A 20,261-nucleotide genomic window follows, 5' to 3' on the forward strand; every position below is an offset into this window, starting at 1 on the left:
CGAGCGCGGGGATCCGTCATGCGTACGAGCACCACCAGCATCCGCCGCGCCCGTCCGGCCGACGCCGACCCCTTGTCGGACCTGTTCGACGAGACCTGGCGTGAGGCCTATCGGGGAATCATCCCCGGGGTCGCGCTGGAGCGGATGATCTCGCAGCGCAGCTCGCAATGGTGGCTCGGCGCGACCCAGCGCACCCGCCCCCTCGTGGTGGTCGAGCAGGAGAGCAGCATCGTCGGCTACGCGGTCTACGGACCGGCGCGGGGCCGCATCCTCCAGGCGCCCGGCGAGATCGACGAGCTCTACATCCGCCCGGCCTATCAGGGTCTCGGCCTCGGTCGGCGCCTGTTCCGGGCCGTCTCCAACGATCTCGCCGACCACGGGCTGTCCCGGGTCGGGGTCTGGACGCTGGAGGGGAACGAGCGGGCGCGAACCTTCTATGCGGGCCTCGGCGGCGCCGAGATCGGCCATGCCGTCGACCGGATCGCCGGAACGGTTCTGCCCAAGGTTGGTTTCCGCTTCACCTGACCTCGCTTGAGTCCGAGCCGCTCCGCGGTCCGGTCCGGCAGGCCGGGCCTCGGGGCATTGCGGACGGGACCACGGATGGGCGTGACGGCGGCGGATTGGGACAGGCGGGTCACGGACCTCAGCGCGAAGCTGCCGGACCGCATGCGCAGGGCGTTGGAGTGGCTGCGCGAGCCCTCGCGATTCTGGATCCGCCTCCTGGCGGCGATCCTCTTCATCCTCGGCGGCGTCTTCTCGATCCTGCCCGTCCTCGGCCTGTGGATGCTGCCGGTCGGCCTCGCCCTCCTGAGCCAGGACGTGCCCGCCCTGAAGGTCCCCCTGGAACACGCGGCCCGCTGGATCGAGCGGACCTTCGCGCGCCTCGCCGCGGCTTGGCGCCGGCGCTTCGGTTCCTCCGACCGCCCCTGAGGCGGACCCGACAATTTCGTGCAAACGTCGCCGCCCGCCGCAAGGTACGATTTCCTTCGCGGCGGAAGGGCCTTAAGACACCCGGCAACGGGGCCGGAATGCCCCTGCTTGCGGGAGCAGACACATGATCATCGACGCGGTCTCGATTGGCAAGAATCCGCCTGACGACGTGAACGTCATCATCGAGGTGCCGATCGGTGGCGACCCGATCAAGTACGAGATGGACAAGGAGGCCGGCGCCCTGGTGGTCGACCGGTTTCTCTATACGGCGATGCATTATCCGGGCAATTACGGCTTCATCCCGCACACCCTTTCGGGTGACGGCGACCCCTGCGACGTGCTCGTGGCCAATACCCGCGCCATCGCCCCCGGCGCGATCATCAGCGCCCGCCCGATCGGCGTCCTCGTGATGGAGGACAATTCCGGCGAGGACGAGAAGATCATCGCCGTGCCGTCGCGCCACCTGACCATGCGCTACGACCGGATCGAGAACTACACCGACCTGCCCGACATCACGATCCACCAGATCCAGCACTTCTTCGAGCACTACAAGGATCTCGAGCCCGGCAAGTGGGTGAAGATCAAGCGCTGGGGCGGCAAGGAGGAGGCGCACCGCCTGATCCTCGAGGGCATCGAGCGCGAGAAGGCCAGCAAGGCCGCCAAGGGGAAGTAAACGCCTCCGGCAGGCACGTCCTTCGGGACATGGAATTCACGTCCTTCGGGACATGGACTTCGATGGCGGCGGTCCTTCCTCGACGGGAAGGGCCGCCGTTGGGCGTTTCAGAGGGCTTCGCCGCGCATCAGGCGGGGCTGCGGGCCACGCGCCGCCGCCGCCTCGCCGATGAAGAGGCGCTTCAGGCCCGGCAGCCGGTCGACGAGGCCCAGGCCGAAATCGCGCGCGAGGCGCAGGGGCATCACGTCGTTGGAGAACAGGCGGTTGAGCCCGTCCGTCACCGCCCCCATGGCCACGGTGTCGAACCGGCGGGCGCGCTCGTAGCGCTTCAGCACGTCCGGGCTGCCGGGGTCGAGGCCGAGGCGGAGGGCGTCGGTGACCGCCTCCGCCAGCACCGCCGCGCCCGCGAGGCCGAGATTCAGTCCCTGCCCGGCGATCGGGTGGATGACATGCGCGGCGTCGCCCAGGAGCGCGAGGCGTTCGCCCCGGAAGCTGCGGGCCATGCCGAAGGCGAGGGGATGGGCGCTCGGCCCCCGCTCCAGGGACAGGCGCCCGAGATTGAGCCCGAAGCGGCGCTCGATCTCGGCCAGGGTCTCCTCCGGTCCGCCGCCGGTCAGGGCCGGCACGTCGGCGGCCCGCTCCGTCCAGACGATGGACGAGCGGTGCCCGAGGGCGCCGCCATCCACCAGGGGCAGGATCGCGAAGGGACCGCCAGGCAGGAAGTGTTCGTAGGCCCGACCCGCATGGTCGCGCTCGTGCCCAATCGTGGCGACGAGCCCCATCTGTGGATAGGACCAGCCGACCCAGCCGATCTTGGCGGCCTCGCGCAGGCGCGAGCGCGCCCCGTCCGCCGCCACCAGCAGGGCGGCCTGCCGCGTGCGTCCGTCGCCGAGGGCGAGGCGGGTGATGCCGCCGGCGGGCAGGGCTTCGACGATGCCGGTGGGATCGAACACCACGCCGGCCGCTTCGGCCGCCGCGAGCAGCGCGGCCACCAGGGGCTCCGCCTCGACCATGTGGGCGAAGGGCGCGCCGGCCTCCGCCTCCTGCGCGAAGGTCAGGAAGACCGGGCGCACCGGGTCGGCCAGGCGGCTGTCGCTCACGACCATGTCGTGAATCGGCTGGGCGGCCGCGGACGCGGCCTCCCAGACGCCGAGGCGCTCGAACATCCGCCGCCCGCCCGCCGCCACCGCGTAGGCCCGCCCGGCATGGCGCGACGCACCGGCGCCGAGGCCGGGATCGCACAGGGTGACGGTGAGGGCCGGGCCGTTCGCCTGCGCCAGCGCCAGGGCGAGGGTCAGGCCGGGAATGCCGGCACCGGCGATGACCACGCTGCGCTGGTTCCCGCGCGTCTCCGTTGCGTCCATGCCGATCCCCGCCCTCCTCGCTGCCGGGAAGGGAGTGCCATTCCCCGGTCTCCGGAGCAACGCGCGGCGTCGCGGATCGGGACCGCATCATCGTCGCTGGGCGCGGTCGCGGCGGAAGCCCGGCGCCATGCCGTCGCGATCCTTGCCAGGGAGATGGTTCACATGTGAAGGATCGCCCGTGGCGCCACGGCGGCCACGCGGCCCGGGAATCGCCGGGCGAGCAGGGAAGCGGCATGACCGGCATCGTCACCGAACTCCTCGACATCCTCGACCTGAAGAGTCTGGAGCCGGATCTCTACCGGGGCGAGAGCCTGCAGACCGGATGGTTCCGGGTCTTCGGGGGACAGGTGGTGGCGCAGGCCCTGGTCGCCGCGACCCGCACGGTGCCGGACACCCGGCCCCCGCACTCCCTGCACGCCTACTTCCTCCTCGGCGGCGACCCGAAGGCGCCGATCGACTACGCGGTGGAGCGCATCCGCGACGGGCGCAGCTTCACCACCCGCCGGGTCGTGGCGCACCAGCACGGCCGCGCGATCTTTGCGATGTCGGTCTCCTTCCACGATGCGGAGGAGGGCGCCGTGCACCAGGCCGCCATGCCCGACGTGCCGCCGCCGGAAGACGTGCCGGAAGCGCCCGCCGCCACCGCCGATGCCGCCCGGCACGGCCTCGCGATCCCGGCGCCGATCCTCTCCTATTTCGGCCGCCGCCGTCCCATCGAACTCCGGCCCGTCGAGATCGAGCGCTACCTGCGCCGGGCGCCGCGCGAGCCGCGCTTCCACGTCTGGATGCGGGCCGTGGACCGCCTGCCCGACGATCCGGCGATCCACCGCGCCGTCCTCGCCTACGCCTCGGACATGACGCTGCTCGACGCCACCCTGATCCCGCACGGGCAGACGGTGTTCGACCCGGAGATCCAGTCCGCGAGCCTCGACCACGCCCTGTGGTTCCACCGGCCGTTCCGGGCCGACGATTGGCTGCTCTACGCCCAGGACAGCCCGAGCGCCGACGGCGCGCGTGGCTTCGCCCGCGGACAGATCTTCACCCGCGACGGCACCCTGGTCGCGTCGGTGGCGCAGGAGGGCATGATCCGCCCGCGACGCGCCGAGGCCTGAACGGGCGCGCATCACCAGCGAAACGCTCACGCCGAACCGCATTTGCCTGTTTCATCGGCGTTTTGCCTATTTCGCGCGCAAACTTGGCCGGAAAAAAGCCGCGTCTTGAATCAGTGCCCGAACACTTCTTGGGCAGAAGCGTCACCGGCGAAAAAGTTCCTCTGGCATAGTCCTTGAATATGGGGGCGGACGTACGGGTCGGAAACGATCCCGTGCGGACCGGCCGGTCCGATCGTGTCGCGACGCTTGCGTGCGCCGGCCGGTGGCCTCCACGCGCGCAGGTTACCTCTGCCAAGTTTTCCGTCTGCCGAATTCCACTCGTAGCTAAGGGGGCGTCGCCCATGAAAATCGTGATGGCCATCATCAAGCCGTTCAAGCTGGAGGAGGTGCGCGACGCTCTGACCGGCATCGGCGTACACGGCCTCACCGTCACCGAGGTGAAGGGCTACGGCCGCCAGAAGGGCCACACCGAGATCTACCGCGGCGCCGAATATGCCGTGAGCTTCCTGCCCAAGCTCAAGATCGAGGTGGCCGTGGCCTCCGACCTCACCGCCAGCGTCATCGACGCGATCGCGGCCGCCGCCCGCACCGGCCAGATCGGCGACGGCAAGATCTTCGTCGTCCCCCTCGAGAAGGCCGTCCGCATCCGCACCGGCGAGACCGACGTCGACGCCCTCTGAGGCAGCCTTCGACCGGACGATTCCGTCCGGCCAGTCCTGACAGTCCCACTTCACATCAGCATCGCACCGCGATCGGGAGTCTCGTTTCCATGAAACTTCGCAATGCCCTGGCGCTCGGGCTGGGGGGCGCCGCGCTGGCGCTCCTGTTCATCGAGCCATCCCTTGCGCAGACGCCTACGGCGGAGGCCGTGCCGGCCGCCGCGGCGGCCGCGCCCGTTCCGAACAAGGGCGACACCGCCTGGATGCTCATCTCCAGCGCCCTGGTGCTGCTGATGGTCGTGCCCGGCCTCGCCCTGTTCTACGGCGGCCTCGTGCGCACCAAGAACATGCTCTCGGTCCTGACGCAGGTCTTCGCCATCGCCTGCATCTCCTGCCTGCTGTTCGTCATCTTCGGCTACAGCCTCGCCTTCACCAATGGCGGCGGCCTCAACGACTTCGTCGGCGGCCTGTCCAAGGCCTTCCTGAAGGGCATCGACCCGAACTCCACCGTCGCCACCTTCTCGAACGGCGTCGTGATCCCCGAATACGTCTACATCTGCTTCCAGATGACGTTCGCGATGATCACCCCGGCCCTCATCGTCGGAGCCTTCGCCGAGCGGATGAAGTTCTCGGCGCTGGTCGTGTTCATGATCCTCTGGACCACGCTGATCTACTTCCCGATGGCGCACATGGTCTGGTACTGGGGCGGCCCGGATGCGGTCGGCAACGCCGCCAAGGCGCTGGCCGCCGCCACCGACGACGCCTCGAAGGCGACCGCCCAGGCGGCCCTCGACGCGGTGAACGCCGATGCGGGCCTGCTCTTCAAGTGGGGCGCCCTCGACTTCGCCGGCGGCACCGTGGTGCACATCAATGCCGGCATCGCGGGCTTCGTCGGCTGCCTCATGCTCGGCAAGCGCATCGGCTACGGCCGTGACCTGCTCGCCCCGCACTCCCTGACCATGACCTCGATCGGCGCCTCGCTCCTGTGGGTGGGCTGGTTCGGCTTCAACGCCGGCTCGAACCTCGAGTCCAACGGCACCGCCGCGATGGCGATGCTCAACACCTTCGTCGCCACTGCCGCCGCCGCCCTCTCCTGGCTGCTCGTCGAGTGGATGCTGAAGGGCAAGCCGTCGCTCCTCGGCATGCTCTCGGGTGCGATCGCCGGCCTCGTCGCCGTCACGCCGGCCGCCGGCTTCGCCGGTCCGATGGGCTCGATCGTCCTCGGCCTCGTCGCAGGCGCGGTCTGCTTCATCATGTGCTCCACGGTGAAGAACGCCCTGGGCTACGACGATTCCCTCGACGTCTTCGGCGTCCACTGCATCGGCGGTATCCTGGGTGCCATCGCGACCGGCATCCTGGTGAACGTCGATTTCGGCGGCGTCGGCCTGCCCGACTACACCTCGAAGCCCGGTGAACTCGCGGTCGGCGCCTACGAGACCAGCGCCGCCCTGATGAGCCAGCTCAAGGCCGTCGGCTTCACCATCGTCTGGTCGGGTGTCGGCTCCGCCATCCTGTACAAGCTCGTCGATCTCACCATCGGCCTGCGCGTCACCCAGGACGAGGAGCGCGAGGGCCTCGACATCGCCGATCACGGCGAGCGCGCCTACAACTACTGAGGCCTGAGACGCCTGAAACCTGCGGCGCCCTCGGGCGTCGAAACGGAAGGCCCCGGTCCCCGCGACCGGGGCCTTTCGCGTCGCGACGGGCGGTTTCGCGAAGCGGAGTGCCGAGCGCGTCCTCACGCCCCGTCATGGGAGCCGGGCTGTGGGGAGCGAAGGCGACGAGGCGAACCGGTGCGGCGCCCGTGCCACGGCGGCCGGGGGCCGGGGCTCGGGCTGGAAGGGAAGTCTCAACCTTAGCCAGCCGTTAACTCCGCCGACGCTAGCGTGACCGGACAGTTCCCCATCGTGTCTGGTACCGCATGCGCTCGCTTCGCCGTTCCGCATCGCCCTACGATACTTTCGTCGACAGCTTTCGCCCGTTCCTGGCCAAGCGGATGACAGAGTTGGGCGGTCTCGTGCTGTTTGCCGGTGCCACCGCGCTGACGGTCGCGCTGGCGACGTGGTCGATCGACGATCCGAGCCTGAACCACGCCACCGACCACGCCGCCCACAACGTGCTCGGCACCGGCGGTGCCGTCGTCTCCGACCTGGCGATGCAACTGCTCGGACTGGGCTCGCTCGCCTTCGTGCTGCCCCCGGCGCTGTGGGGCATCCAGTTGATGCGCACGCGGGCGCTGCCCCGCGGCGGCCTGCGCCTGACCCTGTGGATCATCGGCTTCTTCGCCGCGAGCGCCGTGGCGAGCGCGCTGCCCTCCACGGCGCGCTGGCCGCTGCCCACCGGCCTCGGCGGTGTCGCGGGCGATGCCCTGATGCACGCCGCCCGCACGATGCTCGGCATCGTCGCGACGCCGCTCCTCGCCTTCGCGGGCTTCCTCTTCGCCGGCATCGCCATCCTGTGCCTCACCGGGGCGTGCCGGGTCGGCGAGATCGACGAGGAGGATCTCGACGCCTACGACGCGCCCCCGGCCCCGGCGCGCCAGCCGGCGCGCGGCCGTCCGGATGCCAGCCAGGACGGCCGCTACGAGGACGACGAGCCGAGCCTCGGCATCGTCTCCCTCGGGGCGATGGCGCAGGCCCTGATGGGCGGGCGCGCGGCCCTGGCGGCACGCATCGCCGACTGGCGCGCCGAGCGGGCGGCCGCCGCCACCGCTCTCGCCTATGCGGGCGCCTCGCCGGCGCTGGCCGCGCAGCGCGCCTTCGCGGCCCCCGAGGATGCGCCCTGGGCGACCCATGCCCCCGACGCCCGGGTGGCGCCGTCCGACGGTCGGCGCGAGCCCGTGTTCGATGCGCCGCCGCAGGCCCCGGCCGCGTCGCGGCGTCCGCCGGCGCCGGTGCATCACGACGACGAGGAGGCCGACGCGGCCGACGATTTCGAGGCGGCACCGCCCGCCGAGGCCGTGGCCCCGGCGCGGTCCCGCGTGGCCCCCGCCCCGCCGCCGCCCGTTCCCGCCGCCGCGCGCCGTGCGGCACCGCCCCAGCCTCAGAACGCCGAGAACTACCGGCATCCCGCCCTGGAGCTTCTCGCCGATGCGCCGCGCCTGCCCGCCTCGAGCCAGATCTCCTCGGAAGCCCTGGAGCAGAACGCCACCCTGCTGGAGGCCACCCTCAGCGATTTCGGCGTGCGCGGCGACATCCTCGCGGTGCGCCCCGGCCCGGTCGTCACCCTCTACGAGCTCGAGCCGGCGCCGGGCACCAAGTCGAGCCGCGTGATCTCGCTCGCCGACGACATCGCCCGCTCGATGTCGGCCGTCTCCGCCCGCGTCGCCGTGGTCCCGGGCCGCAACGCCATCGGCATCGAGCTGCCGAATGCCCGGCGTGAGACCGTCTACCTGCGCGAACTCCTCGCCTCGGCCGACTTCGCCGAGACGAAGCAGAGCCTGGCCCTGTGCCTCGGCAAGAACATCGGCGGCGAGCCGATCATCGCGGATCTGGCCAAGATGCCCCACCTGCTGGTGGCCGGCACCACCGGCTCGGGCAAGTCGGTGGCCATCAACACCATGATCCTGTCGCTCCTCTACCGGATGAAGCCGGAGGAGTGCCGCCTGATCATGGTCGATCCGAAGATGCTGGAGCTCTCCGTCTACGACGGCATCCCGCACCTGCTCTCCCCCGTCGTCACCGACCCGAAGAAGGCGGTCATCGCCCTCAAATGGGCCGTGCGCGAGATGGAGGAGCGCTACAAGAAGATGTCGAAGGTCGGTGTGCGCAACATCGACGGCTTCAACGCGCGCCTCGCCGAGGCCCGCGGGCGCGGCGAGATCCTGACCCGGACCGTGCAGACGGGCTTCGACCGCCAGACCGGCGAGGCCGTCTACGAGACGGAGGAGATGGACCTCTCGGCGCTGCCCTACATCGTGATCGTGGTCGACGAGATGGCCGACCTGATGATGGTGGCGGGCAAGGACATCGAAGGCGCGATCCAGCGTCTGGCCCAGATGGCGCGCGCGGCCGGCATCCACCTGATCATGGCCACCCAGCGCCCCTCGGTCGACGTGATCACGGGCACGATCAAGGCCAACTTCCCGACCCGGATCAGCTTCCAGGTCACGTCGAAGATCGACAGCCGCACGATCCTGGGCGAGATGGGCGCAGAGCAGCTGCTGGGCCAGGGCGACATGCTGTTCATGGCCGGCGGCGGGCGCACGACGCGCGTGCACGGGCCGTTCTGCTCGGATGCGGAGGTCGAGAGCGTGGTCGCCCACCTCAAGCGCCAGGGCCGGCCCTCCTACCTCGAAGCCGTCACGGCCGAGGAGGACGGCGCGTCGGGCGCCAAGGGCGGCGCCGACGAGATCGAGATGGACGGCGCGGTCTTCGACCAGGGCAGCTTCGGCGAGGCCGGCGGCGATCTCTACGACCAGGCGGTTCAGGTGGTGCTGCGGGACAAGAAGGCCTCGACGAGCTACATCCAGCGCCGCCTGCAGATCGGCTACAACCGCGCCGCCTCCCTGATGGAGAAGATGGAGATCGAGGGCATCGTCGGCCCGGCCAACCATGCCGGCAAGCGCGAGATCCTGATCGAGCCCGACTCCCATCACGGCTGAGGCCCGCGACCGCGCCGGGACCCGGATCTACGGAACGGTGCCGAACCGATAGGCCGTCGTCGCCCGGAAGGGCGCGTCCGGCCGCAGGACGGTGCTGGGAAAGGCCGGGTGGTTCGGGGCGTCCGGGAAGCCCTGCGCCTCGAAGCAGACCGCGTCGCCGGCCCGGTACAGCCCGCCGCCCGAGCCCGTCACCGTCCCGTCGAGCATGTTGGCGGTGTAGAGCTGCAGGCTCGGCTGGGTCGTCACCACCGTGAGGCAGCGCCCGCTCGCCGGATCGACGGCCCGCGCGACCTCGCGCAGCGTCCCTTCGCCTCCGAGCACGAAGGTGTGGTCGTAGCCGTGGGCCAGGGCGAGTTGCGGATGCGCGGTCCGGATGCGCGCGCCGAGGGCCGCCGGTGTCCGGAAGTCGAAGGGCGTGCCGGCCACGGGCAGGAGCGCGCCCGTGGGGATCTGCTCGGCATCCGTCTCCAGGATCGCGTCCGCCGCGATGGTGACCACGTGCCCGAGGGCGGAGCCCGTGCCCTCGCCGGCGAGGTTGAAGTAGCTGTGATTGGTCAGGTTCAGGATCGTCGGCCGGTCGGTGACGGCGGCGTAGGCGATGGCGAGGGTGCCGTCCGCCTCCAGCCGATAGGTCACGGCGACGTCGAGGTTGCCCGGAAAGCCCTGCTCGCCGTCGGGGGAGCGGTAGGCCAGGGTCAGGCTCGCCGCATCGGCGGCCTCGACCCGCCAGATCCGGCGGTCGAAGCCCTCCGGGCCGCCATGCATGGTGTTGCGGCCCTCGTTGCGGGGCAGCCGGTAGACCTGGCCGTCGAGGCCGAAGCGGCCGCCGGCGATCCGGTTGGCGTAGCGCCCGATGAGCGCTCCGAAATGCGCGTCGCTCGCGGCGTAGCCGGCGAGGTCGGCGGCGCCGAGGACCACGTTGGCGCTACGGCCGGTCCGGTCCGGCACCTCGATCCGGTTGATGAGGCCGCCGTAATCGAGGATCTGCACCGTGACGTCGCCCCGCGCGAGGGTATGGCGCGTCACGGCCGCGCCGCCCGCGGTGGTTCCGAAAGGCTCTGTCCGCATCGAGGTCCTCGATCCCGCTCTGGCCGGCTCAACGCCGCGGGGCGCCGATCGGTCCCGTCAGGCCGGCACCGCCGCGTCCTCGGCGTCGCCGGAGAGCTGCATCCGGTGGAGCCGGGCATAGGCCTCGCCCGCCGCCACCAGCGTCTCGTGGCGCCCGGTCTCGATGATGCGCCCGCTCTCCATGACGACGATGCAGTCGGCGTCGCGCACGGTGGAGAGGCGGTGCGCGATGACCAGGGTGGTGCGGCCCTGCATCAGGCGCAGGAGCGCGTCCTGGACGAGGCGCTCGGACTCGGAATCGAGGGCGCTCGTCGCCTCGTCGAGGAGGAGGATCGGCGCGTCCTTGAGGAAGGCGCGGGCCAGGGAGATGCGCTGGCGCTCGCCTCCCGAGAGCCGCCCGCCCGAGGGGCCGACGGGGAAGTCGTAGCCCTCCGGCAGGCGGCTGATGAAGCCGTGCGCCGCCGCCGCCTCGGCCGCCGCCTCGATCTCGGCGCGGGTCGCCCCCGGCCGTCCGAAGCCGATATTGGCCGCGATGGTGTCGTCGAACAGGACCACGTCCTGCGAGACCACCGCCACCGCCGCGCGCAGGGAGGCGAGGGAGACGGCGCGGATGTCCTGCCCGTCGATGAGCACGGCGCCCTCGGTCACGTCGTAGAGGCGCGGCACGAGGTTGAGGAGGGAGGACTTGCCCGAGCCCGAGCGGCCGACCAGGGCCACCGTCGCGCCGGCCGGGACGGTGAGGTCGATGCCCTCCAGGGCGGGCGCGTCGGCGCGGTAGCGGAAGCGCACGCCGGTGAAGCGGATCTCGCCCCCCGCCACCCGGAGCGGGCGCGCGCCCGGCGCGTCGCGGATCTGCGGCGCCTCGTCCATCAGGGCGAAGTAGCGCTGGAGCGCGGCCCCGGCCTCCTGCAGGATCGCGTTGAGGGTGCCCAGCGTGCGGATCGGCTGGGAGGCCAGGAGCAGCGCGGTGACGTAGCCCGTGAAGTCGCCCACCGTGCGGTCGCCCGAGGTCACGCGCTGGCCGACCAGGGCCAGCACCGCGGCGACCGCGAGGCCGCCGCCGATCTCGAGGAGCGGGTCGAGGCGCCCGCGGGCATTGGCGGCCTTCATCTTGAGGCGGCGCACCTCGTCGAAGGCGCCCTGCGCGCGCCCCTTGAGGTAGCCTTCCAGCGCGTAGGTCTTGGCGATGCGTGCGCCCTGCAGGCTCTCGGTGATCAGGCTGGCGGTCAGGCCCATGCGCTCCTGCGTCGCCGTCGAGACCCGGCGCAGCTTCCGGCCGACCCGGCCGATCGGGCCGGCGACGAAGGGCACCACCACCCCGGCGACCAGGGTGAGGATCGGATCCATCCAGACCAGGGCCGCCACCAGGGCGATCAGCATGGCGATGTCGCGCAGGAGGACGGTGGAGATGCGGGTCAGGGCCTCCTTGATGAAGGCGAAATCCGTGGTGAAGCGCTGCGTGAAGGCCGCCGGGCTCTCGCGCCCGAGCTGGGCGAGGTCGGACTCGATGAGGTGCCCGTAGAGGGCGGCCTGCATGTCGGCCTCCACGCGGGTGACCACGCGGTTGGTCAGGACGTTCTGCCCGAACAGCGCGAAGCCGCGGATCGACGTGATGGCGATGACGATCACCGGGCCGTAGGCGAGGGCGGCCATGTCCTTGCGGTCGAAGGCGTCGAAGGCGAGCTTGATCAGGGTCGGGTACAGGCCGGTCGCCGCCCCCACGACGGCGATCAGAACCAGCACCACCGCGAGGGTGGCCCGGTGCGGCCGCAGCCATTCCCGCCAGACCCGGCCGAGGAGGGGGAGGATGTCGCTCTTGGGAAGCGCCCGTCGCGCCATCTGGTCCGCTCTTTCCGTGTCCGTGCCCGCCCGACGGCGCCCGGGCCGTGACTGCCGGGGGTGTTTGCGTCCGCATCCCGGCGAGATCAAGGGAAAGACACGGGGACCGGCCGACCGCCCGGACTTGGAAATGTGATAATGTTACAGTAGAGCCGACGGGTTCACCGAAAGGATCGTCCCCGATGCCGCTCCGGCTTTCGCGCCTGCCCGTCGCCCTCGCGCTCGTCCTCGGGCTCCTCCTCGGCCCGGCCGCGGCGGCCGAGGGCAAGCTCCGGGCGGTGGCGAGCTTCTCGATCCTGGCCGACCTCGTCGCCCAGGTCGGCGGCGACCGGGTCGCGGTGACGTCCCTGGTCCAGCCCAATGCCGACGCCCACGGCTACGCGCCGGCGCCGAGCGACGCCCGCACCCTGGCCGATGCCCGCCTCGTGGTGGTGAACGGCCTCGGGCTGGAGGGCTGGATCGACCGTCTGATCAAGGCCTCGGGCACGAAGGCGCCGGTCGTCGTCGCCTCCGCCGGGGTCAAGCCGATCGAGGCCGAGGACGACGATCACGGCCATGGCGGGTCCGATGGCGGGTCCGGCCACGCGCATGGGTACCACGACGATCCCCATGCCTGGCAGAGCATCGCCAATGCGCGGATCTACGTCGGCAACATCCGCGATGCCCTGGTGCGGATCGACCCCGACAACGCCGCGACCTACGCGGACAACGCCAGGGCCTACCTCGCCACCCTCGACGCCCTCGAGACCGAGGTGCGCACGGCGATCGGCGCGATCCCGAAGGCGCAGCGCCGGGTCATCACCACCCACGACGCCTTCGGCTACTTCACGGCCGCCTACGGCCTCGCCTTCATCGCGCCGCAGGGGGTGTCGACGGACAGCGAGGCGAGTCCGCGCGATGTCGCCCGGATCATCCGGCAGATCCGCCAGGAGAAGATCCCGGCCGTGTTCCTGGAGAACATCAGCGACCCGCGCCTGATGCAGCAGATCGCCCGCGAGAGCGGCGCGGCCATCGGCGGCAAGGTCTTCTCCGACGCCCTGTCGGGCGCCGACGGACCGGCGCCGACCTACGTGGCGATGATGCGCCACAACCTCGCGGCCTTCACGGCGGCGCTGGGCAAGCGCTGAGGCCGACGCCTCGGCTGCCGGTCATCGGCGGCGCGGGCCGAGGCCCGAGCCTCAGCCCCCTGTCATGGGGGGAAAGAACGCGATCTCGGAGGCGCCGGCGATCGGCGCGTCCGGCTTGGCATGGACCCGGTCGATCGCCGCGCGGACGATGCCGGTGGTCTCGAAGGCATAGGCGTATTCCTCGCCCCGGCCACGCAGCCAGGCCACGAGGTCCGACACCGTGACGATCCCGGCGGGGAGGTCGACGGTCTCCTCGGGCTTGCCGACGCGCTCGCGCACCCAGGCGAAATAGACGAGCTTCATCGCGATGTGTTCCTCAGCGCGGGTCGTCGATGACGTGCTTGATGCCGGAGCGCAGGTAGTCCCAGCCGGTATAGAGCGTCAGCGCGGCGGCGATCCAGAGGAGGACGGTCCCGGCCTGGATCGTGCCCGGCAGGATCGATTCCCCGGCCGGCCCGGCCACCAGGAAGCCGATGGCGATCAGCTGAACGGTGGTCTTCCACTTGGCGACCTTGCTCACCGGCACGCCGACCTTGAGCTCGGCGAGATACTCGCGCAGGCCCGAGACCAGGATCTCCCGGCACAGGATCACGATCGCGGCCCAGAGGGTCCAGCCGACGATGGTGTGGTCGGCGGCCAGCATCAGGAGGCAGGCGGCCACCAGCAGCTTGTCGGCGATGGGGTCGAGCATCCGCCCGAGGGCGGAACTCTGGTCGTAGGTCCGCGCCACGTAGCCGTCGAGGTAGTCGGTGATCGCGGCCAGGATGTAGACCGCCAGGGCGCCGAAGCGCGCGCTCGTCTCGTCGGGCCAGTACAGCAGCGCGACGACCACGGGCACCGCCACGAGCCGCCCGTAGGTGAGGCAGTTCGCGAGCGTCCAGGCTGGCGACCGACGGCGGGTGAGGACGGGATTCATCGCAGGCGTGAAACCATGTGCGGCGGTGGGGGTCAACCGCGCGGGTACGCCGATCTCCTCACGCATGGGTGTGGAAGAAGTCGTACACGGCCCGGGCCGTGGCGGCGTTGACCCCCGGGGTCTTCGCCAGATCCTCGAAGGCCGCCCGCTGGATCGCCTTCACGGTGCCGAAATGGTGGAGCAGCGCGCGCTTGCGGCTCGGGCCGATCCCGGCGATCTCGTCGAGCGGGTTCCTCACCATCTCGCGCTTGCGCTTGGCCCGGTGGCTGCCGATGGCGAAGCGGTGCGCCTCGTCGCGCAGGCGCTGCACGAAGTAGAGGGTCGGGTCGCGCGGCGGCAGCTTGAAGGGCGGCCTTCCGGGCACGAAGAACGTCTCGCGCCCGGCGTCGCGGTCGCGGCCCTTGGCGATGCCCACCAGGGCGACGTCGGTGACGCCGATCTCCTCCAGGGCGGTCCGGGCGGCGTCGAGCTGCCCCTTGCCGCCGTCGATCAGCACGAGGTCGGGCCAGGCCGGCAGGGTGTCGCTCTCCGGGGCCGCCCCGGCCACGGGCTCCTGTGCGCCGCCCTCGCTCGCGGCGATCGCCGCCTCCCGGGCGGTGCGGGGATTCTCCTTCACGAGGCGCTTGAAGCGGCGCTGCAGCACCTCGCGCATCATCCCGTAATCGTCGCCCGGGGTCAGCTCCTCCGACTTGATGTTGAAGGTGCGGTAGTGCTGCTTGGCGAAGCCCGTCGGCCCGGCCACGATCATGCCGCCGACGGCGTTCGTGCCCATGATGTGCGAGTTGTCGTAGACCTCGATCCGCCGGGGGGCGCCGGCGAGCCCGAACGACTGGCCGAGGGCGGCCAGGAGCTTGCCCTGCGAGGCGGTGTCGGCGAGGCGCCGGCCGAGAGCCTCCTTGGCGTTGCGCTGGGCGTACTCGACGAGGTTCTTGCGCTCGCCGCGCTGCGGCTGGTGGATCTCGACCCGGTAGTCGGTGCGGCTCGACAGGGCGGCGGCCAGGAGTTCCGCATCCTCGATGGCATGCGAGACCAGGACGCTGCGCGGCGCCGGCTTGTCGTCGTAGAACTGCCCGATGAACGAGGCCAGGACCTCGTCCGGCGTCATGGTGCGGTCGGCCTTGGGGAAGTAGGCGCGGTTGCCCCAATTCTGGAAGTTCCGGAAGAAGAACACCTCGATGCAGAACTGGCCCGCCTGCTCGTCGAGGGCGAAGACGTCCGCCTCCTCGACGCCCTGCGTGTTGACGCCCTGGGTGCCCTGGATCGCCGACAGGGCCGCAATGCGGTCGCGGAACCGGGCCGCGCGCTCGAACTCCATCTTCTCCGAGGCGTCCTGCATCTCCTCGCGCATACGGTCCTTGACCGCGTTCGACTTGCCCGCGAGGAAGCTCTTGGCGTTATCGGCGAGCGCCCGGTAGTCGGCGAGGTCGATCTCGCCGGTGCACGGACCCGAGCAGCGCTTGATCTGGTAGAGCAGGCAGGGCCGGGTGCGGTTCTCGTAGTAGCTGTCCGTGCAGGTCCGCAGCAGGAAGGCGCGCTGCAGGGCGTTGACCGTGCGGTTGACCGCCCAGACGCTGGCGAAGGGGCCGTAATAGCTGCCCTTCCGGCGCCGGGCGCCGCGATGCTTGATGATCTGCGGCGCTTCCGAATCCGCCGTGACGAGGATGTAGGGAAACGACTTGTCGTCCCGCATCAGCACGTTGAAGCGCGGCTTCAGCTGCTTGATGAGGTTGGCCTCGAGGAGCAGCGCCTCGGTCTCGGTGGCGGTGGTGACGAACTCCATCGCCGCCGTCTGCGAGATCATGCGGGCGATGCGGTTGGAATGGGCCTGGCCCCGGGCGTAGGAGCCGACCCGCGCCTTGAGGTTCTTGGCCTTGCCGACGTAGAGCACGTCGCCCTTGTCGTCGAACATCCGGTAGACGCCCGGCGAGGTCGGCAGGGTCGTCCAGAACCGCCGGATCACCTCGGTGCCGGCCTTGACCGCGCCCTCCTCGAAATCGAAGTCGATCTCGGGGGCGTCGTCGGCCTGGGCGTGGTCCTGCCCGTCGTCGGAGGCGTCGTCCCGAAGGTCGTCCTCGCGGAAGCCGTCCTGCTCGTCGAAGCCGTCCGGCGGCAGATCTTTCGAGGCGTGGTCTTTCGCGGGCGCGCGGCTCATGCCGCTGACTTAAGCCTCGCGGAATGGAGAGGGAAGGGGCGCCGGAGGGGATCGGCGCCCATCCGGTCAGTCGAACAGCGCGTCGATGTCGCCCTGGTCGACGTGCCCGATGTCGTCGGCGAGCTTCGGCCCGTTGAGGAGCGAGCTCTCGTCGTCGATGTCGACCTTGGCGGGACCCGCGCCCAGCAGCTCGCTGAAGGTGTCGAGGCCGCCCCAGGCCTCGATCATCCGGTCGAGGTGTTCCTCGATGAACTTCAGCACGCCGACGATCTTGTTGATGCGCTGGCCGGTGAGGTCCTGGAAGTTGCAGGCCTCGAAGGCGACGACGACGCGGTCGAGGATCGCGTCGATGTTCTCGCGCCCGGCCATGGTGGTGGTCATGGCGCGCAGCATGCTCGCGTTGGTCTCGATCTCCTCGATCGCGCCCAGGATGGTGCTGGTGGCGCGCTCGGTCGAATCGACGACGGCATCGAGCTCGCCGGCGACGCGGCGCATGCCCTTGCCGGTGTTCTCCGACCGGTAGAGCGTCGCGATCTCCTGCTTGGTGCGGGTGATCGCGTCCTTCATGATGTCGAGCTCGGAGCGCATCGCGAAGGCTTCGTTCAGCTCGCGCCGGCAGGCATCGATGGTCTCGACGGTGCTCGTCTGCGTCACCTTCCTGAGATCCTGGATCGCCGCCAGGATCTCTTCGAGGCGCTTGTTGTTCAGGTTCGCCGCCTCCGACGAGACGGCGCCCTCCGCCGCCGCGGCGGGGGCGGCGAGCCCGAGGCTGTCCTCGATGCGGTAACGTTTGAGAGTCATCGGTCGCGATCAGCCGGATAGAGTGAAGCCGGATGACGATGGCGCGAACTGATTGCGATTTCTTGAACGTCGCAACGCCCCGGCAACCTTTACCGCCCGTTCACGCTGAATCCGACGAGCTGTTCGAAGCCGCACCGGGCTGAACGATTCACCATGTTCCTTCACCGGGTCCTCGCCCCGGTCTCCGATCCTGTCGGCACGTCGCACCCGGGAGCGGGTCCGACCGGGCTTGGAGCGTTGACGAGCATGCGGTTCGATTGGTGCGTGGCCATCGCCTGCCTCACGGCGGGATTGGCGGGGCAGGGGGCACAGGCGCAGCAGGGACCCGCGCGGCCCGGCGCCTATGGCGGGGGATTCATCGAGTACATGCTCGGGGGAGGCCAGGATGCGCGCCCGGCCGCACCCGCTCCGGTCCGCTACGTCTCCCGCCCCGCCGACGAGCGGGCGGCGCGCGATCCCGGTCTCTACGGCGTCGCCCAGGCTCCGCGCCAGCTCCATTCCGGTGACCGGGTCCCCGAGGAGCGCGTCGAACGTCGCGAGACGCTGCCGATCGCCGCGGCTTTCCTGCGGCCACCCGTCCGCGTCGCCGCTCTCCCGTCGGCCCAGGGCATGGAGCCGGCGGTCGAGAGCATCGCCCGCGCCCCCGACCCGCGCTACGCCCGCCAGGTCGTGTCCTTCGACGGCCCGCAACGGCCGGGGACCATCGTGGTCGATACGCCCGGGAAGTTCCTCTACCTCGTGCAGCCCGGGCACCAGGCGATCCGCTACGGCATCGGCGTCGGCCGGCCGGGCTTCGCGTGGTCGGGCCTGAAGACCATCAGCCAGAAGCGGGAATGGCCGGACTGGACGCCGCCGGAGGAGATGATCCGCCGCCGCCCCGACCTGCCGCGCCACATGGCCGGCGGACCCGGCAACCCGCTCGGGGCGCGGGCGCTCTATCTCGGCTCGTCGCTCTACCGCATCCACGGCACCAACGAGCCGCATACGATCGGCCAGAACGTCTCGTCCGGCTGCATCCGCATGATGAACGAGGACGTCATCGACCTCTACGAGCGCATACCGGTGGGCACCCGGGTCGAGGTCCTCTGACGTCCCGGAGCTGATCGGAAGGGAGCCGGCACCGCCGCGCGGGCACCGGCTCCCCCGTCGTGGATCAGACCCAGTCGTCGTCGCCGCCGCCGCCGAGATCCCCGCCGAAGTCGCCACCGGAATCATCGGCGAACGAGGCGTCCTGGAGGTCGTTGCCGCCACCCAGGGCCGAGCCGAGATCCTCGTTGCCGCTGCCACCGAAGAAATTGTTCTCGGTGACGTTCGGCGTGCCGCCGAGACCGGCCGCCGCGGCGCTTCCGAGCTGCGAATGGCCGCCCGCGAAGGCGTTGGAGAGGGCGCTGCCGAGGAGCATGCCGCCGGCGGCACCCGCCGCCATGGGCAGGGCAGTGGCCATGAAGCCGCCGCCACGGGCCGGCGCCGCCTGCTGTCCGGCCCAGGGGCCGCCCTGCTGCGGGCCGCCATAGCCCGGCTGCTGGCCGTAACCAGGCTGCGGCTGACCGTAGCCGGGCTGCCCGCCCTGGTTGCCCCAGGCGCCGCCCTGGCGCGGCGGCTCGGGCTGGCGGGCGGAGGAGCCGCCGCCGAAGATGCTGGACAGGAAACCGCCGCCGCCCTGGGGCTGCTGCTGGCCCGCCCGACGCAGCTGCTCGAGCTGCTCGTTCAGGCTCTTGATCGCCTCTTCCTGCACGTAGATCAGCTGCGCCATCGCGTAGGGGGCGTAGGGCTGCGCCCGGATCTTGTCGGCAATGAAGCGCTCGGCTTCCGCGTCGCGGGGCTGGCTCGAGGCCTGCTCCAGGCGCTGGAAAATGCCGCCGATGACGTCGCGTTCTTCGCTGTTCATGGAGTTGTCCTCCTGGGGCAAGCCGGCGGGTGACCACCCGCACGGGCGGGTCACAGATGGGGGTGCCGCCGGCCTTTGTCAGGGGCTCAACGCAAAGTTTGCCGTCCCGGATGCATGCGCCGATCCGAATGTTCCGTAACGCCGTGCATTTCCGCACGGACGCGTTCGCCAACGCGAAAGAGCCCGGCCTTGTGGCCGGGCTCCCTCGAAAGATCGGCGCTCCGCGATGGGAGCGCCGGATGCGTCGGATCCTAGTAGGAGCCGAACTTGTAGTTCAGGCCGGCGCGGACGACGGCGAACTCGGTGTCGCGGACCTGGCGGCCGCCGCTGACGAGCACGACACCCGGGCTGGTGACGCTGACTTCCTGGCCGGCATTGTTGACCGCGAAGACGCCGTTGTTGCGGTTGCCGCGGTCGAGGTTCACGTACAGGCCTTCGACCTTCAGCGTGACGGCCGAGGACTTGAAGAAGTTCAGGAACGAGTCGGTGGGGAGCGCGTACTCGATACCGCCGCCGGCAGCCCAGCCGGTCTGGAAGTCGTCGCGGCTGCTGTTGGTCAGACCGAAGTCGCGACCGCCGCCCGAACCGTAGGCGAAGCCGCCGGTGCCGTACACGAGGGTGCGGTCGAAGGCGTAGCCGAGGCGGCCGCGCACGGTGCCGAAGTAGTCGAGGCCCGAGACGCCGGCCGGGTTGAAGACCTGCTGGGCGGCCAGCGGGCCGGTGGCGGAGAAGCGGTTCCGCTCACGACCGAAGTCGACGTACTGGGCGTCGGCCTCGACACCGATGACCACGCCCGAACCCGGGGTGAACTGGTAGTTGTAGCCGACCTGACCACCGCCGACGAAGCCGTCGTTGCTCTGGCCGTTGCTGAACGCGATGGCAGCGGTGGTGCCCGGCAGGACCAGGGTGCTGGCGCCGTTCACGCCGATGACGGTCGGCTGGCTGTTGCTGGAGGCGTCGAAGCCGTAGCCGGCGTTGAAACCAGCGTAGAAGCCGGTCCAGGTGAACACCGGCACCGGCACGAACACCGGCGGCGGAGCCTGGCGGCGCGGAAGGTCGGCGGCGAAGGCGGAGCCGGCGAGAGCGATGCCGGCGAGCGCGGTGGCGCTGCGAAGGAAGGATTTCATGA

General features: G+C 70.7%; 18 protein-coding genes. 9 read left to right on the plus strand and 9 right to left on the minus strand.

Going from position 1 to position 20,261, the window contains the following annotated elements; translation table 11 throughout:
- The first annotated feature begins 18 nt into the window (after window positions 1–18).
- The 3 genes from AC0IWM_RS05630 to ppa all read left to right on the plus strand — a co-directional run bounded on the left by AC0IWM_RS05630 (window position 19) and on the right by ppa (window position 1,603).
- Window positions 19–525 (plus strand): GNAT family N-acetyltransferase, encoded by a 507-nt coding sequence (locus AC0IWM_RS05630; RefSeq protein ID WP_471753449.1) that lies wholly within the window; start codon window positions 19–21, stop codon window positions 523–525.
- Window positions 526–600: 75 nt separating this feature from the next.
- On the plus strand, window positions 601–930 hold the full coding sequence (locus tag AC0IWM_RS05635) for a hypothetical protein (RefSeq protein ID WP_471753450.1): 330 nt from the start codon (window positions 601–603) through the stop codon (window positions 928–930).
- A gap of 124 nt (window positions 931–1,054) precedes the next feature.
- A complete protein-coding gene (gene ppa, locus AC0IWM_RS05640) occupies window positions 1,055–1,603 on the plus strand; it encodes an inorganic diphosphatase (RefSeq protein WP_056467008.1) in 549 nt (182 codons plus the stop codon).
- A gap of 107 nt (window positions 1,604–1,710) precedes the next feature.
- Here the strand turns inward: ppa and AC0IWM_RS05645 are convergent, their stop codons facing one another.
- Window positions 1,711–2,967: an FAD-dependent monooxygenase gene (locus tag AC0IWM_RS05645; protein WP_471753451.1), complete on the minus strand. Its 1,257-nt coding sequence runs from the start codon at window positions 2,965–2,967 to the stop codon at window positions 1,711–1,713.
- A gap of 233 nt (window positions 2,968–3,200) precedes the next feature.
- On the opposite strand from AC0IWM_RS05645, the gene tesB reads away from it, so the two are divergent.
- From tesB to AC0IWM_RS05665, 4 genes are all read left to right on the plus strand, one after another.
- Complete coding sequence (tesB, locus tag AC0IWM_RS05650; RefSeq protein ID WP_471753523.1) at window positions 3,201–4,079, plus strand: acyl-CoA thioesterase II; 879 nt, start codon at window positions 3,201–3,203, stop codon at window positions 4,077–4,079.
- 341 nt (window positions 4,080–4,420) lie between these two features.
- A complete protein-coding gene (locus tag AC0IWM_RS05655) occupies window positions 4,421–4,759 on the plus strand; it encodes a P-II family nitrogen regulator (protein WP_056467014.1) in 339 nt (112 codons plus the stop codon).
- Between the two features lie 89 nt (window positions 4,760–4,848).
- Window positions 4,849–6,354, plus strand: a complete 1,506-nt coding sequence (locus AC0IWM_RS05660) for an ammonium transporter (RefSeq protein ID WP_471753452.1) — start codon at window positions 4,849–4,851, stop codon at window positions 6,352–6,354.
- A 305-nt stretch (window positions 6,355–6,659) separates the two neighbouring features.
- Complete coding sequence (locus tag AC0IWM_RS05665; RefSeq protein ID WP_471753453.1) at window positions 6,660–9,341, plus strand: DNA translocase FtsK; 2,682 nt, start codon at window positions 6,660–6,662, stop codon at window positions 9,339–9,341.
- 27 nt (window positions 9,342–9,368) lie between these two features.
- Here AC0IWM_RS05665 and AC0IWM_RS05670 read toward each other — a convergent pair whose 3' ends face one another.
- A complete protein-coding gene (locus tag AC0IWM_RS05670; RefSeq protein WP_471753454.1) occupies window positions 9,369–10,409 on the minus strand; it encodes an aldose epimerase family protein in 1,041 nt (346 codons plus the stop codon).
- A 57-nt stretch (window positions 10,410–10,466) separates the two neighbouring features.
- Window positions 10,467–12,248, minus strand: coding sequence for an ABC transporter ATP-binding protein (locus tag AC0IWM_RS05675; protein WP_471753455.1), 1,782 nt, complete (start codon window positions 12,246–12,248; stop codon window positions 10,467–10,469).
- Window positions 12,249–12,430: 182 nt separating this feature from the next.
- Here AC0IWM_RS05675 and AC0IWM_RS05680 point away from each other — a divergent pair, with 182 nt between their 5' ends.
- Complete coding sequence (locus AC0IWM_RS05680; protein WP_471753456.1) at window positions 12,431–13,375, plus strand: metal ABC transporter substrate-binding protein; 945 nt, start codon at window positions 12,431–12,433, stop codon at window positions 13,373–13,375.
- 51 nt (window positions 13,376–13,426) lie between these two features.
- On the opposite strand, the gene moaD is transcribed toward AC0IWM_RS05680, so the two are convergent.
- The 4 genes from moaD to AC0IWM_RS05700 all read right to left on the minus strand — a co-directional run bounded on the left by moaD (window position 13,427) and on the right by AC0IWM_RS05700 (window position 17,244).
- Complete coding sequence (gene moaD / locus AC0IWM_RS05685) at window positions 13,427–13,678, minus strand: molybdopterin converting factor subunit 1 (RefSeq protein WP_471753457.1); 252 nt, start codon at window positions 13,676–13,678, stop codon at window positions 13,427–13,429.
- Between the two features lie 13 nt (window positions 13,679–13,691).
- Window positions 13,692–14,291 (minus strand): CDP-diacylglycerol--glycerol-3-phosphate 3-phosphatidyltransferase, encoded by a 600-nt coding sequence (gene pgsA, locus AC0IWM_RS05690; RefSeq protein WP_471753458.1) that lies wholly within the window; start codon window positions 14,289–14,291, stop codon window positions 13,692–13,694.
- A gap of 58 nt (window positions 14,292–14,349) precedes the next feature.
- A complete protein-coding gene (uvrC, locus tag AC0IWM_RS05695; protein WP_471753459.1) occupies window positions 14,350–16,443 on the minus strand; it encodes an excinuclease ABC subunit UvrC in 2,094 nt (697 codons plus the stop codon).
- A 66-nt stretch (window positions 16,444–16,509) separates the two neighbouring features.
- Window positions 16,510–17,244 carry a chemotaxis protein gene (locus tag AC0IWM_RS05700; protein ID WP_471753460.1) on the minus strand — a complete coding sequence of 245 codons (735 nt, stop codon included), beginning with the start codon at window positions 17,242–17,244 and terminating at the stop codon, window positions 16,510–16,512.
- Between the two features lie 246 nt (window positions 17,245–17,490).
- On the opposite strand from AC0IWM_RS05700, the gene AC0IWM_RS05705 reads away from it, so the two are divergent.
- The gene (locus tag AC0IWM_RS05705) at window positions 17,491–18,333 is read left to right on the plus strand and encodes a L,D-transpeptidase (protein ID WP_471753461.1); all 843 of its coding nucleotides are present in this window, start codon (window positions 17,491–17,493) and stop codon (window positions 18,331–18,333) included.
- A gap of 64 nt (window positions 18,334–18,397) precedes the next feature.
- On the opposite strand, the gene AC0IWM_RS05710 is transcribed toward AC0IWM_RS05705, so the two are convergent.
- Both AC0IWM_RS05710 and AC0IWM_RS05715 read right to left on the minus strand, forming a co-directional pair.
- The gene (locus tag AC0IWM_RS05710) at window positions 18,398–19,132 is read right to left on the minus strand and encodes a DUF2076 domain-containing protein (protein ID WP_056467046.1); all 735 of its coding nucleotides are present in this window, start codon (window positions 19,130–19,132) and stop codon (window positions 18,398–18,400) included.
- A gap of 251 nt (window positions 19,133–19,383) precedes the next feature.
- The gene (locus AC0IWM_RS05715) at window positions 19,384–20,259 is read right to left on the minus strand and encodes an outer membrane protein (RefSeq protein ID WP_471753462.1); all 876 of its coding nucleotides are present in this window, start codon (window positions 20,257–20,259) and stop codon (window positions 19,384–19,386) included.
- Window positions 20,260–20,261 lie beyond the last annotated feature (2 nt).

Source organism: Methylobacterium sp. AC433 (genome assembly GCF_979253015.1).

Excerpts from the sequence above, each read along its gene's own strand:
- AC0IWM_RS05630 (WP_471753449.1), top strand. The coding sequence starts at position 19 with ATGCGTACGAGCACCACCAGCATCCGCCGCGCCCGTCCGGCCGACGCC.
- AC0IWM_RS05635 (WP_471753450.1), top strand. The coding sequence starts at position 601 with ATGGGCGTGACGGCGGCGGATTGGGACAGGCGGGTCACGGACCTCAGC.
- ppa (WP_056467008.1), top strand. The coding sequence starts at position 1,055 with ATGATCATCGACGCGGTCTCGATTGGCAAGAATCCGCCTGACGACGTG.
- AC0IWM_RS05645 (WP_471753451.1), bottom strand. The coding sequence starts at position 2,967 with ATGGACGCAACGGAGACGCGCGGGAACCAGCGCAGCGTGGTCATCGCC.
- tesB (WP_471753523.1), top strand. The coding sequence starts at position 3,201 with ATGACCGGCATCGTCACCGAACTCCTCGACATCCTCGACCTGAAGAGT.
- AC0IWM_RS05655 (WP_056467014.1), top strand. The coding sequence starts at position 4,421 with ATGAAAATCGTGATGGCCATCATCAAGCCGTTCAAGCTGGAGGAGGTG.
- AC0IWM_RS05660 (WP_471753452.1), top strand. The coding sequence starts at position 4,849 with ATGAAACTTCGCAATGCCCTGGCGCTCGGGCTGGGGGGCGCCGCGCTG.
- AC0IWM_RS05665 (WP_471753453.1), top strand. The coding sequence starts at position 6,660 with ATGCGCTCGCTTCGCCGTTCCGCATCGCCCTACGATACTTTCGTCGAC.
- AC0IWM_RS05670 (WP_471753454.1), bottom strand. The coding sequence starts at position 10,409 with ATGCGGACAGAGCCTTTCGGAACCACCGCGGGCGGCGCGGCCGTGACG.
- AC0IWM_RS05675 (WP_471753455.1), bottom strand. The coding sequence starts at position 12,248 with ATGGCGCGACGGGCGCTTCCCAAGAGCGACATCCTCCCCCTCCTCGGC.
- AC0IWM_RS05680 (WP_471753456.1), top strand. The coding sequence starts at position 12,431 with ATGCCGCTCCGGCTTTCGCGCCTGCCCGTCGCCCTCGCGCTCGTCCTC.
- moaD (WP_471753457.1), bottom strand. The coding sequence starts at position 13,678 with ATGAAGCTCGTCTATTTCGCCTGGGTGCGCGAGCGCGTCGGCAAGCCC.
- pgsA (WP_471753458.1), bottom strand. The coding sequence starts at position 14,291 with ATGAATCCCGTCCTCACCCGCCGTCGGTCGCCAGCCTGGACGCTCGCG.
- uvrC (WP_471753459.1), bottom strand. The coding sequence starts at position 16,443 with ATGAGCCGCGCGCCCGCGAAAGACCACGCCTCGAAAGATCTGCCGCCG.
- AC0IWM_RS05700 (WP_471753460.1), bottom strand. The coding sequence starts at position 17,244 with ATGACTCTCAAACGTTACCGCATCGAGGACAGCCTCGGGCTCGCCGCC.
- AC0IWM_RS05705 (WP_471753461.1), top strand. The coding sequence starts at position 17,491 with ATGCGGTTCGATTGGTGCGTGGCCATCGCCTGCCTCACGGCGGGATTG.
- AC0IWM_RS05710 (WP_056467046.1), bottom strand. The coding sequence starts at position 19,132 with ATGAACAGCGAAGAACGCGACGTCATCGGCGGCATTTTCCAGCGCCTG.
- AC0IWM_RS05715 (WP_471753462.1), bottom strand. The coding sequence starts at position 20,259 with ATGAAATCCTTCCTTCGCAGCGCCACCGCGCTCGCCGGCATCGCTCTC.